Source organism: Providencia manganoxydans, assembly GCF_016618195.1.
Classification (GTDB): domain Bacteria; phylum Pseudomonadota; class Gammaproteobacteria; order Enterobacterales; family Enterobacteriaceae; genus Providencia; species Providencia manganoxydans.
On sequence record NZ_CP067099.1, the window covers coordinates 2,655,051 to 2,668,476 of the forward strand.

The following is a 13,426-nucleotide window of genomic DNA, read 5'->3' on the forward strand; positions in this document are numbered from 1 at the left end:
AGAAAGTCCCGCCTTATTTAAACTGTTTGAGGAAACGAAGGTCATTTTCGAAGAATGCGCGTAAATCAGAAACACCATAACGCAGCATCGTGAGGCGCTCCATTCCCATACCGAATGCAAAACCTGAATACACTTCAGGATCAATTCCCACATTGCGTAGCACATTCGGGTGTACCATACCGCAACCCAAGACTTCTAACCATTTGCCGTTTTTGCCCATAACATCTACTTCCGCAGAAGGCTCTGTGAATGGGAAATAAGATGGACGGAAACGAACTTGAACTTCCTCTTCAAAGAAGTTATTCAAGAAATCATGCAACGTGCCTTTAAGGTTGGTAAAGCTGATGTCTTTATCAACAATCAACCCTTCAGTTTGATGGAACATGGGAGTATGTGTCTGGTCGTAATCGTTACGATAAACACGGCCCGGTGCAATTATGCGGATAGGAGGCTGCTGCCCATTCATGGTACGAATTTGTACACCTGAAGTCTGCGTACGCAATAAACGTTTCGCATCAAACCAGAAAGTATCATGATCTGCACGCGCAGGGTGATGAGCAGGAATATTCAATGCATCAAAGTTATGGTAATCATCTTCGATTTCGGGCCCAGTTTCAACACTAAAGCCTAATTCACCAAAAAACTCTTCAATTCGCTGAATAGTACGGGTCACTGGGTGTAAACCACCGTTTTCCATACGACGCCCTGGTAATGAAACATCAATGGTTTCTGATGCCAAACGTGCATTTAGGATCTCTGCCTGCATAGCGTCTTTACGTGTGTTCAGTGCATCTTGTACCTGTACTTTGGCTTCATTTATCACAGCCCCAGCAGCTGGACGTTCGTCCGCTGGCAGATCACGCAACGTTTTCATCTGTAGTGTGAAATGGCCACTTTTGCCTAAATATTCAACACGAACTGATTCTAACGTAGCAACATCTTGGGCCTGTTCAATGGCTGCTTTTGCCTGTGCAACCAACTCAGCGAGATGTGGCATTGTTTCCCCTCTATGACCCTTCAGGTCGTTTTGCTAGTTATTCACCGATTGATTAAGTTCTCATTTACCATTCATTAATAATGGATAAGCACTTAACTGATTTTACTGTATTTTTCTTAAATCAAAAACAAAAAAGCCTCCCTAAAGGAGGCTTTGGCGTAATTTTTCGTTTCTTTTCTACACGCATAAGCCCCCGATATTCAGGTGCTAAAGTAAAAGAAGAAACGAAAAGTAACGGTTTGCATTTAATTAATTCACTAAATAATTTGTATTTTTAAGTAGTAACACAAATAAGCATAAATGAAAAGAGGAAGTTACCTTCCTCTTTTCAAGCAAACATTAAGCTAAAGCGCCTTTCGCTTTTTCAACAAGTGCAGTGAATGCTGCTTTGTCGAATACGGCGATGTCTGCTAAGATCTTACGGTCGATTTCAATTGAAGCTTTTTTCAAGCCATTGATGAAACGGCTGTAAGACAGACCGTTCTGACGAGCCGCAGCGTTGATACGTGCGATCCACAGTTGACGGAACTGACGTTTGCGTTGACGGCGGTCACGGTAAGCGTATTGACCAGCTTTGATTACCGCTTGAAATGCTACGCGGTAAACACGAGAACGTGCACCATAGTAACCTTTCGCCTGCTTCAGAATTTTTTTGTGACGTGCACGGGCGATTACACCACGTTTTGCGCGAGCCATAGCTATCTCCTATCGTCTTTAATCTTATTAACCAATGTTTACTTATGCGTAAGGCAGGCAGGCAACTACCAGACCCAGATCGCCCTTAGATACCATTCCTTTCGGACGTAAATGGCGTTTACGCTTAGTAGACTTTTTAGTCAGGATATGACGAAGGTTTGCATGCTTACGCTTAAAGCCACCGCCTGCAGTTTTTTTAAAGCGCTTTGCTGCGCCACGTACAGTTTTGATCTTTGGCATTTCTTTAATTTCCAACTTCGCATTGTGATAAACTACGAATTAATTAGGCGAATATCAGTGACATTACTGCCACTGTTACTACTTGATGGCCTAATTATTTCTTCTTCGGTGCCAGCACCATGATCATCTGACGGCCTTCAATTTTTGAAGGGAATGACTCAACTACCGCCAGTTCATCTAAATCGGCTTTAATACGGTTAAGTACTTCCATACCGATTTGTTGGTGAGCCATTTCACGACCACGAAAACGCAGTGTAACTTTGGCTTTGTCACCATCTTCAAGAAAGCGAATCAGGTTGCGTAGTTTGACCTGATAATCACCTTCATCTGTACCAGGGCGGAATTTAATTTCCTTCACCTGAACAACTTTTTGCTTTTTCTTCTGTTCTTTTTGAGACTTGCTCTTCTCATAAAGGAATTTGCCGTAATCCATAATACGACAAACTGGCGGTTCGGCATTAGGGCTGATTTCTACAAGGTCTACCCCTGCTTCTTCTGCTTTTTCCAGTGCATCACGCACACTCATAACGCCAAGTTGTTCACCGTCTAAACCGGTTAAACGCACTTCATTCACACGAATTTCATCGTTGATACGATTAGGACGTGCTGTTGGGATTCTTTTTCCGCCTTTAATACTTCATTCCTCCAACTGGATAAAGAGAGTTGCTATTTTCTCTAAAGCACACATTTCAGTAACGATTAAAACCAACGCATTCAAGCATTAATACTGAAACGCAATATTCATTTGCCTATATCAAGTTCACTATGATGGACTGACAAAGCGATTCGACCGCGGATTTTAATGCTTATTGCTCGATTACTCAAGTAGATAATCAATTTTTTCGCATTAACTACCGACTTTTCTTGTTAATAGTTAACAAAGGTATAGGATGCCGCTGAATAAAAGGGTCATATACTCGTCATACTTCAAAATGCAGGGTTGTGGACTGCGCTATGCTCTCGAGTCACGTAGTTCATCTATGCTCCCCGTCTATATTCGCTTGTCGCCTACCTGCATCTCGAATTATTTAGAGTATAAAACAGCCTAAACATAACAATCAATGCTTAAGGTTAAACCACTTTATTTAGTGCCATTCGTTAACATACACTTCAACAACGAAGATAGCACCCACATTTACAGCGGGTGCTATCCCATTATGGCTTAATTATTTTTTCTTCGGTGCCAATACCATGATCATCTGGCGCCCTTCAATTTTTGAAGGGAATGACTCTACTACTGCCAGTTCATCCAGATCAGTTTTAATGCGATTAAGCACTTCCATACCAATCTGTTGGTGAGCCATTTCACGACCGCGGAAACGCAATGTCACTTTGGCTTTGTCACCATCTTCCAAAAAGCGAATCAGACTACGCAATTTCACTTGGTAATCGCCTTCATCTGTTCCCGGACGGAATTTGATTTCCTTCACTTGAACAACTTTTTGCTTTTTCTTTTGTTCTTTTTGAGACTTACTCTTCTCATAAAGATACTTACCGTAATCCATGATCCGGCAAACTGGTGGCTCAGCATTTGGGCTAATTTCAACTAAGTCAACACCAGCCTCTTCTGCTTTTGCCAGTCCTTCACGGACACTCATGACACCAAGTTGCTCACCATCTAAACCGGTGACACGGATTTCAGTTGCACGAATTTCTTCGTTAATACGATTAGGACGTGCTGTTGGGAGTTTTTTTCCGCCTTTAATACCTTATTCCTCCATCTGATTGAGCTGACGACTGCGAATTTCTTCTAGCAGTTTGCTTGTAAATTCATTGACATCTAGGCTACCTAAATCCTTACCACGACGAGTACGAACAGACACTTTACCTGATTCAACTTCTTTATCGCCACAAACTAACATGTAAGGAACACGACGCAGGGTGTGTTCGCGGATCTTAAAGCCAATTTTCTCATTGCGTAAGTCCGCTTTCGCACGAATGCCAACACTTTGTAGCTTGCTTACTAATTCTTGAACATAATCCGCTTGAGCGTCTGTAATGTTCATCACAACAACTTGCTGTGGTGCCAACCATGTTGGGAAGAAACCCGCATATTCCTCGGTCAAAATACCGATAAAACGCTCTAAAGAGCCTAATACCGCACGGTGGATCATGACAGGCACGATACGCTCGTTATTTTCACCTACATAAGATGCATTCAAACGACCCGGTAAGAAGAAGTCTAACTGTACTGTACCGCACTGCCATGCACGATCAAGACAGTCATACAGTGTAAACTCAATCTTAGGACCATAAAATGCCCCCTCACCTGGTTGGTATTCAAATTCAATACCTTGATCTTTTAACGCCTGAGCCAGATCTGCTTCCGCAGTATCCCACATATCATCGGTACCGATACGTTTTTCAGGACGAGTTGACAACTTAACAACAATTTTTTCAAAACCAAATGTTGCATAAACGTCATAGATCATTTTGATACAACTTGTTACTTCACTCAAAATTTGATCTTCAGTACAGAAAATATGCGCATCATCTTGAGTAAAGCCGCGCACTCGCATCAAACCATGCAGTGCACCTGATGGCTCGTTACGGTGGCAACTACCGAACTCTGCCATACGTAATGGCAAATCACGGTAAGATTTCAAACCTTGATTAAAAATCTGAACATGGCCTGGACAGTTCATTGGCTTAACACAATATTCACGGTTTTCTGATGAAGTTGTGAACATCGCATCTTTATAGTTGTCCCAGTGACCTGTTCTTTCCCATAATACGCGATCCATCATGAATGGGCCTTTCACTTCTTGATAGTGATAGGCTTTCAATTTTGTGCGCACAAAAGTTTCTAATTCACGGAAAATGGTCCAACCATCATTATGCCAGAATGCCATGCCCGGCGCTTCTTCTTGCATATGATATAAATCTAGTTGCTTACCAATTTTACGGTGGTCACGTTTTGCCGCCTCTTCAAGGCGCAATAAGTATGCACTAAGCTGTTTTTTATCAGCCCAAGCGGTACCATAAATACGTTGCAACATTTTATTGTCGCTATTACCGCGCCAGTATGCTCCTGCCACTTTTTGTAGTTTAAAATGGTGACAAAAACGCATATTAGGAACGTGTGGACCACGACACATATCAATATATTCTTGGTGGTGATATAAGCCAGGGCGGTCATCTTGACTAATGTTTTGATCAAGGATCTCAACTTTATAGTCTTCACCACGGGCAACAAATGTTTCACGAGCTTCAGCCCAAGAAACACGTTTTTTAATCACGTCATAATCTGTTTTGGCCAGCTCTAGCATACGCTTTTCGAGCTTTTCCAAATCTTCCTGTGTCAGCGCATAGTCCAAGTCGATATCATAGTAAAAACCATTATCAATCACTGGACCGATTGCCATTTTGGTATTTGGCCATAGTTGTTTAATGGCATGACCTAGCAAGTGAGCACAAGAATGGCGAATGATTTCTAAACCTTCGTCATCTTTGCTGGTGATAATGGCTAATTTAGCGTCGTTTTCAATCAATTCACAAGCATCGACCAGCTCACCATTCACACGGCCAGCAATACAGGCTTTTGCAAGACCCGCACCAATATCACGAGCTACATCCATCACCGAAACGGCATGGTCAAATTGACGCTGACTTCCATCAGGAAGAGTAATAACAGGCATTAATAAATCCTTATCAGCAGTGGTGACCCACACGCAAGATCACTTGCTTGATTATTCCAAAGTTTATAAAACAATACGTTACAATTAATTTCTCGCTGCACAATGCGAGGTATGTACATAAACAATAAAATTGCGATGCACATTAAAAGTAACTCATACAAAATAATAACACAGACTATATTATTAGCGATAGTAAAGAGGATACAGCTCCCCTATTCTGCTTCACATTCCTCTCACTCGATGCCAATAAAAAAACCATCATGCACAATCCTTTAGCGCTATCTAAGAAAGATAATGACACAAGTGAATGTCTATGAATTACAGGTGAAGCTACCTATCGCGAAAAATGCGACAAGCCAATAACTGGCATCCCAATTATTGATATCGAGATATAAAAGTCACAAACAGAACACTTTCCGAGTATTTTCGTGATTGCTTAGCTTATTACAGATAATTGAACCCGTAGTTTCCACGAAGAATGACTTGTACTCGCTGAAATTAGAATAACTGGGCTATAAACCCTGATTGAATTCATATTCTAAAGACTAAACTAATAGATTAGCTAAGTCTGCCCTGATTTGTCTCTTTGTGGTGAGTTTATAGCTATCATCAATCAATGCTTTAAGCTCATTTTCAGGAAAGCCACGCCCTAGTATTATCGTTATCCAGTGCTCTTTATTCATATGATATGCAGGGTAAACATGCTCTTTTAATCGCAAAGAGCCAACGAGTTCAGGAGAGGCTTTTATATTGACAATATCAACCATGTCATTCCCCCCGTTTTCGGATAATGTCTTAGATGTGACATTCATAAGAACAGCAAACCACTTTGAATTATTTTCATGTCTAAAAACCCTGTAGTTAGGAAGATTTTTCCACGGTGATTCAGCAACAACACCATAATTGCTTTGAATATAATCTATAAGCTCACTTCTTTTCATCTCACTATCCTATCGATTAGTTTTAGCACGGTTAGTTTATAGGGAGCACAAATTGAAGAAAACAAAAAAACCTGACGGGGTCAGTTGGTAAGACTTTTTTCATCATTCTGCTTTATAAAATTTCAATTTATAGGTAGAGATATATCATCAGTCAACTCAGCTTTATTGCGATTAAAAATACGTATGATTGAGAAACTACCCTGCATTCAAGGCGCTCTGAACATTATTTATTGGTACACCAAATTTACTCATCTGCACTTATCAAATGAGATGACTTCATTGCTTTTAAAAGCTAATATCGATGACATTATACTCCCCTTACTTATTAATAGACTCTTACTACCTAAACAATTAACTCATTGAAACTATCTAAAAGGCGCATTTTTCAATAATGGAGATGAAAATTTATTCCTAACATGTCAATTACATTTATTATTAATTAGAAATAATTTGAAATGAATCAATCTCAGACTACACTTTCTTAGATATATGTTTTAATCAGTGGCATTATTTAAGAGATATGAAAGCGACATGTAAGTTCCTCTTAGCGTATTAATTCTATTTTATTAGCACTCTTATAATTTAGATGAAGGTAATACTAATGTTTAGATATCATGTTAACTCACCCAGCATCTGTTCTATAGGTTATGACAATCAAGCTAAAGTACTTGAAATAAATTATCACAAAAAAGGGTCTTATCAGTATAGAAACGTCCCTCTTATCGTCTACCAACGATTATCTGTAGCCAAAAATAAAGAGTTGTATGTCGAGAAAAATATAGATAATAGCTATATGGCAATTAAAAAACCTAACATTACTTCTCTAGCGTAGCAAACATAAATTTCTACGAAAATGAAAAGCCATCAGCGATTAACTGATGGCTATTTAGAGTTTTATTCAATGTTTTCGTGTAATCCTCATTGAAAATATAACAATGAGTTACCATTACTTATATAAATCATTGTTAATATTTAATCGCTAAATAGCAATTATAGAATTATAATAAAGTTAATTCTTTACTAATCAGCATATTTTCTTTCAATTATCTTTTCCGTATTTTGTTACATAATTTAACTTTAGGAACAGTTAATATCATTGTAGTATCCATTTCGCATTACTCCCCCTACGAGAGTTATGTATTTATTACTGTATTTCTTGTAATAAGTTTTCAAGTTTGCCCCAGTGAATAGCTGGGGTCTTTTTTATTAGGCTACTTTTTCTTCTATATCCTATCTTGCTTTCTTGTCCAAATTAAATGGATTCATTCAAACTATCAGCTAGCAATCTCATTGCGCCAGCTGTCCTTGTCCTATAGATAGGTAGGTAGAGTTATACTTTCCGCTCACTTCTTTCGATAAAAAATAGGCCTCATTTCGCTGAACGATGACGAAAAGAGAAAGTAATAAAAATCCAAATATGTTTTTTTTACTGAAAATGAGTGCTAATATGGGAGCCTCTAAGCGTTAAATTATATGCGTTCTATTTAGCGTTTACATTCCGTGTTCATCTGAATACTTACCTTATAGGGACGACCCTGTTAGGTATCTGGTTACTCAAGGGACGACCCTGTAGGATTTAAAAGTATGGCATGGTTATATCTATTCCTTGCGGGCGTCTTTGAGGTTGTTTGGGCCTTTTTTATGAAGGAATCAAACGGTTTTACTAAATTAGTTCCTAGCTTGCTAACCATCTTGTTTATGGTTGTTAGCTTTGGGTTACTATCTATTTCAATGAAAACACTTCCATTAGGAACATCCTATACGATATGGGTTGGGATCGGTGCGGTTGGCGCATTCATTCTAGGCATCGTATTTTTCCATGAAAGCATGAATATTATGAGGATCATCGCTGCGGCATTGATTGTTGCTGGTGTGATTATGATGAAATTAGCAACCAAATCATAAAATAGTCATTAGTCATAGTTCAACCAACAAAATATAAAACAGTATTTTTAACGTCATGATGGTTATTGTCGCTATAACTTAATCGGTTATAGCGGCAGTAACCACAGCATAGTTCTCATTTCCTTAATCAAAAAAATTCAAATAACGATCATCTAAAATCACCAATAAATCCTGTCACACTTAAGAACTTGCGCTAATTTAGCTAAGCTATATGATTTGCATTTTTACGGGGGTGTTTATGAAAAAAACTGTGCTATTTCTTTCATTTTTTTTAGCTTCAAACCTAGCGCTAGCGGATTGTAATTTTAAAAAGGCAGCTAGAAATAAAATGCTAGATCAAAAAATAGGTTTATCGGGTAACTGTGACACAGAGAAGGCAGTCAAAACCCAGGCAACTAAGAAAGTGGATGATAACTTAGGTGTTGATTCGAAAAAAATCCAAAAAGATATCACTGATAAAAAAAATAATGTCGAAAACAAAGTCTCTAATATCAATAAGACTGTTGATAAAATTAAATAAATTTATTTCATTGCATATTTGCCGCAAAGAGTGGAGGCACGACAATTGACCCAATGGTAGTCGTGCCAATCTTCATTTTTGTAACATAGGGATCTAGCCCGCTATAACCAGCGGCGGGTTTGCTGGCTATATTGCCGCCATTCTTCCTTAAAATGTTCAGCGAGATATCGTTCCTCAAGAGGAATGGTATACAAATCTGTAATCAACCAAAAAACTAAGCCAGAAACTAAGAAATAAGGTGAATGAGTGAACAATGCTAAGCTAATACACATTGATGTAAATGCAAGATAAAGCGGATTTCGCGATAAACGGAATGGCCCTTTAGTAATCAAAGCCTTAGCTTTATTCGTCGGATTGGGGGATGTGTTATAACAGTGAAAATAATATAAACTTACTGCAATCCATCCAAAACTCTCAAGCGCAACTAAAATTGCCAATATCCCCATCCAGCCAGAGAAACTCCACAAAAAATTGTTTTTTACATGTAACACATACAAAGCTATTGAGTTTAAAACGATCCAAGTTAACAAAGGAAGCCTAAATATATTCATTTCAATGTCCTATATTGGGCAAGGTCAATCTTATTGATGAGTATAAGTAAAGCAATGCCGAGTATCATCCTTACAATCTATTTATATCGTGAAACTATTTGACAGACATCAATCTGTTACAAAATACATTCCCCAGCCAATAAGTTTTAATATACCCTCCTCGTTAGACAAGGCAAGTCATTAGATAGTCAGAGCAGTTTTGTTTTACCGTGAAGAGTGATGAGATAGGTTTAATAGCGGAAAGTAAATTTCAATTTATACGAATAAAAGCACTATTACTCGCCCAGCTCAGTCGCTAAGGCGAGACGATTTAATAATAGTTACGGTGAATACAGGTAAATCAAACGTTATTTGGTTAAAAAGAAAACACTTTTTAACCCTTCTAAACGCGCATACTCCTGCTGACACGCAAATTTTCTCACTTGAGATGGAATACTGTTTACTCGAGAACGAATTTCACCAATTTGGTCATCCAAACCATTCATGCCTTTGATGCTTACTACATCTTCATTAGCCTGCAAATAATCCGTAAATGTTTGCAGATTACTTTCTAGACGGTCGCATACATTGTTGTTTATATCCCAGCTTGGGATAAGAGAATTAATTGACTCAGGCAAAAGGTTTGAAATACTGGGATAAACATTTTGTTTCCATTGTTGTGGAAATACAATAAACAGAGCAGCGATCGCGACCCCCATTAACATCATGAGGGCTGTTAGTGCAGTCGTTAGCTTTTTCATTTACAACCCCAAACATGCCTATTTAACTAAAGATAGATTACCTCATGGGGCGTAAAACAATTTTTATATTAAAAAATTGTTTGTAAAGAAAACTTTAGCAATATTATTCCACCAATAATACCTAACAAATTAAGATGATACAGGAATGCCCAATTGTTTATAAAAAATAGTTGTACTCTCAAATTTTCCATTTGAATTAGTCACAAACTGTGGAATTTTTCCAACTTCTATATAGCCTTGTTTACGATACAGGCCTGAAGCAGCATCTCCTGTACGAGTATCTAACACTAATAATGTACGTTGGTGACCTAGTGCAATATCCTCTACAGCCGCAAGTAGCTGTTTCGCTATGCCATGTTGTCTATATTGCGTATGTACCATCAGTTTTTCAACTTCAGCGCGATGTAACCCATTCGCTTTTAAGCACAAAGAAAGCTGTATAGCCCCCACTAACTTATCGCCAATAAATGTCACCACCAGCAGCCGTTCACCTGCTTGTAAACCTTTATCTACCTTATACCAATAGCATCCAGCGTCAGATTGCGTTAGAGGAGCATGAAAACCCACTGACGCTCCGCTATTCACACAATCAATCAGTAACGCAGTCAATTGCTGCTCATGGCCTTGAATTGTTGAGATAAGTTCAATATTCATTCGAGGATCTCTTATTAATATCGGTATTGATGCTTTTTTTATGAAAGAAATAGTCTATTCATAGAATTTCATTTCCTCATACGGGTGAACTAGACAGCTTTTTAACCGATCAAGTAAAGAGCCAACATGAATTTCTAATTTATGACCATCTGGGTCTAAGAAATAAAATGATGCCCCTTCACTACGGTTGTCTTTCCATACTTTTACATCGAATTGCTGCAATTTTTCAACGACCAATGAAAAGTCGTTCTCTGTCACACTAAATGCGTAATGGGTATAGTCTGTAGTATCAGGATCAACATGATGCCTTTGCGGATCAAATGAAAGGCATACCCATAATTCACCACATGTTAAATAAGCGCCATTTTTCCAACTAGCATGTAAATGCATCCCTAAGATATGATGATAGAAATAAATACTTTTTTCTACATTCGTCACTGCAATTGTTAAGTGATTGATTCCTAATAACATTGTTAATCCACCAATAAAAATAAAACAATAATCTCAGCGTTCTTTTAATGAATTTACATAACAAATAAGTAAATAACATAATTCAGGGTATAACTAAATACATCGAAATTTTGACAACCTACTAATAGATGCCCTTTCCCTTTTTATGACCCCCATAAAAAGGGTTTTTTTTTGCCTATATAATTGAACACTTTTAGCGCAATCTTTTTATCTGCATGTTATATAAGAATTAAATTAAGTTATTCACAATGGAATGCGAATGTTATCCACAGTTAATGTGAACAACTAGCCCCCTCATTGATTAATCAATTTTAATCTATTGCAGCATAGATAATCACATATGTTATTTAAAACAATGCTACCTAACCAGTCTAAGATACAGATTTATAATCATTTTGTTATACTCTATGTTGTAGCGTTACTATTCACCCTGAATTTTAATATCCACTGAGAGCTTAACTTGCCTATGATGAATGATTTTTTGCAACTGTTTCAAGCCATCGGTATTGGATTGGTTTTATTACTCCCACTAGCAAACCCACTGACCACAATAGCAGTGATGCTAAGCCTCTCAGGTAATATGACCAAAGAGCAACGAAATCACCAATCGCTGCTGGCTTCAATTTACGTGTTTTCAATCATGACGATTGCTTTCTACGCGGGGCAACTGGTCATGAGTACCTTTGGAATTTCAATACCTGGTTTACGTATTGCGGGTGGTTTAATTGTGGCATTTATCGGCTTTGGTATGCTATTTCCAAGCAATGAGACTAACGATGATGCTAATGTCTTAACCCCTGATGATTCCACTATTTCTAAAAAACGTCAGAAATCCCCCAACATTGCTTTCGTTCCTTTAGCGATGCCTAGTACAGCAGGGCCGGGTACTATCGCGATAATTATTAGTTCAACAGCATCCTTACAAGGTGATACAGGGTTTGCACCATGGGTATTAAAAATCGCCCCTGTATTAACGTTTTTCATTGTCAGTTTAATTGTTTGGTTAGCTCTAAGAGGAGCGACATCCATTATGAAATGGTTAGGGAATGGGGGGATCGACGCAATATCGCGCGTGATGGGATTTTTACTGATTTGTATGGGAGTACAATTTGTTATCAACGGTATTGTTGAAATTGTTGCGCAACTCCCACACTTAATCTCAGCACATCAATAATTCATCGCTAGCGAATTATACGCATTTTTCACTTTCCATAAATAACGTGGGGCTTGCGGTGCTGGGTGCTTACTTTGCACATGTTGATAAAACTCTTCAGGTGTCATGCTATTGATCATTGCAATAGCTCTACCTTTGTTATTATCAAATGTCCTTAACAGAGCACCAGCACCGTTGACATAAGCCACAACGGTTGCGTAATACATTGTTTGAGGATGGTTAATACCTGCAAGATGCTGCTCTTTTAAAATCCGAATATAGGCTGTACCAATATCAATATTGGTTCGAGGGTCTTTCAAATCACGGCTTGATGGCTCACCCGTTTTGCCTTGATAACGATATGCATCTCGTCCTGCTGTTGATGCCTTTATTTGCATCAAGCCAATCGCATTCGACTTACTCACAACTTCTGGACGGAAGTTTGACTCAACCTCAATAATTGCCCGAATTAACGTCTCATCAACATTATATCGATTAGCAGATTCTCGAATAAATTCATCAAATGGCGTACGAGGAAATGAAATATTTTGCTGTGCGGTTGATAAATTGTTACTTTGATTTAACATTCGTTGCGTTGTGGCTGGTTTTTCTGGCCCGCTGGAGCAGCCTGCTAGCAACAGAAATACCAATGCACCACCGATTTTTGTTTTCACCGAGATATCCTCTGCTAATAAAACTGACGAAAGAATAACGACTTGCAGGAAAAATAAAATAATTTTTACTTAACTTTTACTTCAATACATGTTTTATACTCTAAATAATTAGAGCCATAGCTTGGAGTATGACGACTATTGTCATCAAAAATAACTATCATAATAATATAAATAACACACACTTTTTGTCTTGACTTTACTCAGATGATATTGATAATCATTATCAGTTGAGTAATTAATTCTAAG

At 38.2% G+C, this 13,426-nt stretch carries 17 protein-coding genes and 1 other annotated feature; of the genes, 4 read left to right on the top strand and 13 right to left on the bottom strand.

Features of this window, described 5'->3' with window-relative positions; genetic code table 11:
- Positions 1–13 precede the first annotated feature (13 nt).
- From pheS to JI723_RS11930, 8 genes are all read right to left on the bottom strand, one after another.
- A complete protein-coding gene (gene pheS / locus JI723_RS11900) occupies positions 14–997 on the bottom strand; it encodes a phenylalanine--tRNA ligase subunit alpha (protein WP_140179098.1) in 984 nt (327 codons plus the stop codon).
- A 126-nt stretch (positions 998–1,123) separates the two neighbouring features.
- Positions 1,124–1,248: a sequence feature (Phe leader region), on the bottom strand.
- Positions 1,198–1,242, bottom strand: a complete 45-nt coding sequence (pheM, locus tag JI723_RS19925; RefSeq protein ID WP_175442457.1) for a pheST operon leader peptide PheM — start codon at positions 1,240–1,242, stop codon at positions 1,198–1,200. (Overlaps the previous feature by 45 nt.)
- A gap of 88 nt (positions 1,249–1,336) precedes the next feature.
- On the bottom strand, positions 1,337–1,693 hold the full coding sequence (gene rplT / locus JI723_RS11905; protein ID WP_004263714.1) for a 50S ribosomal protein L20: 357 nt from the start codon (positions 1,691–1,693) through the stop codon (positions 1,337–1,339).
- Positions 1,694–1,735: 42 nt separating this feature from the next.
- On the bottom strand, positions 1,736–1,933 hold the full coding sequence (gene rpmI / locus JI723_RS11910; RefSeq protein WP_004263702.1) for a 50S ribosomal protein L35: 198 nt from the start codon (positions 1,931–1,933) through the stop codon (positions 1,736–1,738).
- A gap of 94 nt (positions 1,934–2,027) precedes the next feature.
- The gene (infC, locus tag JI723_RS11915) at positions 2,028–2,567 is read right to left on the bottom strand and encodes a translation initiation factor IF-3 (protein ID WP_070925452.1); all 540 of its coding nucleotides are present in this window, start codon (positions 2,565–2,567) and stop codon (positions 2,028–2,030) included.
- A gap of 532 nt (positions 2,568–3,099) precedes the next feature.
- Positions 3,100–3,639: a translation initiation factor IF-3 gene (infC, locus tag JI723_RS11920; RefSeq protein WP_081335855.1), complete on the bottom strand. Its 540-nt coding sequence runs from the start codon at positions 3,637–3,639 to the stop codon at positions 3,100–3,102.
- Between the two features lie 3 nt (positions 3,640–3,642).
- Positions 3,643–5,571, bottom strand: a complete 1,929-nt coding sequence (thrS, locus tag JI723_RS11925; RefSeq protein WP_070925454.1) for a threonine--tRNA ligase — start codon at positions 5,569–5,571, stop codon at positions 3,643–3,645.
- Positions 5,572–6,116: 545 nt separating this feature from the next.
- Positions 6,117–6,512: an MmcQ/YjbR family DNA-binding protein gene (locus JI723_RS11930; protein ID WP_272579698.1), complete on the bottom strand. Its 396-nt coding sequence runs from the start codon at positions 6,510–6,512 to the stop codon at positions 6,117–6,119.
- A gap of 601 nt (positions 6,513–7,113) precedes the next feature.
- On the opposite strand from JI723_RS11930, the gene JI723_RS19930 reads away from it, so the two are divergent.
- The 3 genes from JI723_RS19930 (at position 7,114) to JI723_RS11940 (ending at position 8,937) form a co-directional block, all read left to right on the top strand.
- Complete coding sequence (locus JI723_RS19930) at positions 7,114–7,344, top strand: KTSC domain-containing protein (protein ID WP_070925456.1); 231 nt, start codon at positions 7,114–7,116, stop codon at positions 7,342–7,344.
- 752 nt (positions 7,345–8,096) lie between these two features.
- Positions 8,097–8,417, top strand: a complete 321-nt coding sequence (locus JI723_RS11935) for a DMT family transporter (protein WP_070925457.1) — start codon at positions 8,097–8,099, stop codon at positions 8,415–8,417.
- 238 nt (positions 8,418–8,655) lie between these two features.
- A complete protein-coding gene (locus tag JI723_RS11940) occupies positions 8,656–8,937 on the top strand; it encodes a hypothetical protein (protein ID WP_140179094.1) in 282 nt (93 codons plus the stop codon).
- 101 nt (positions 8,938–9,038) lie between these two features.
- On the opposite strand, the gene JI723_RS11945 is transcribed toward JI723_RS11940, so the two are convergent.
- From JI723_RS11945 to fos, 4 genes are all read right to left on the bottom strand, one after another.
- Positions 9,039–9,488 carry a methyltransferase family protein gene (locus JI723_RS11945; protein ID WP_272579697.1) on the bottom strand — a complete coding sequence of 150 codons (450 nt, stop codon included), beginning with the start codon at positions 9,486–9,488 and terminating at the stop codon, positions 9,039–9,041.
- Positions 9,489–9,835: 347 nt separating this feature from the next.
- Entirely contained in the window at positions 9,836–10,228 is a 393-nt protein-coding gene (locus tag JI723_RS11950; RefSeq protein WP_070925460.1) for a hypothetical protein, read from the bottom strand.
- A gap of 129 nt (positions 10,229–10,357) precedes the next feature.
- On the bottom strand, positions 10,358–10,882 hold the full coding sequence (locus JI723_RS11955) for a GNAT family N-acetyltransferase (RefSeq protein WP_140179092.1): 525 nt from the start codon (positions 10,880–10,882) through the stop codon (positions 10,358–10,360).
- 54 nt (positions 10,883–10,936) lie between these two features.
- Positions 10,937–11,353 (bottom strand): fosfomycin resistance glutathione transferase, encoded by a 417-nt coding sequence (gene fos, locus JI723_RS11960; protein WP_070925462.1) that lies wholly within the window; start codon positions 11,351–11,353, stop codon positions 10,937–10,939.
- Between the two features lie 469 nt (positions 11,354–11,822).
- On the opposite strand from fos, the gene JI723_RS11965 reads away from it, so the two are divergent.
- The gene (locus tag JI723_RS11965; RefSeq protein WP_070925533.1) at positions 11,823–12,527 is read left to right on the top strand and encodes a MarC family NAAT transporter; all 705 of its coding nucleotides are present in this window, start codon (positions 11,823–11,825) and stop codon (positions 12,525–12,527) included.
- Here the strand turns inward: JI723_RS11965 and JI723_RS11970 are convergent.
- On the bottom strand, positions 12,521–13,180 hold the full coding sequence (locus JI723_RS11970) for a transglycosylase SLT domain-containing protein (protein WP_070925463.1): 660 nt from the start codon (positions 13,178–13,180) through the stop codon (positions 12,521–12,523). The two genes, JI723_RS11965 and JI723_RS11970, sit on opposite strands and share 7 nt — an antisense overlap.
- Positions 13,181–13,426: the final 246 nt, after the last annotated feature.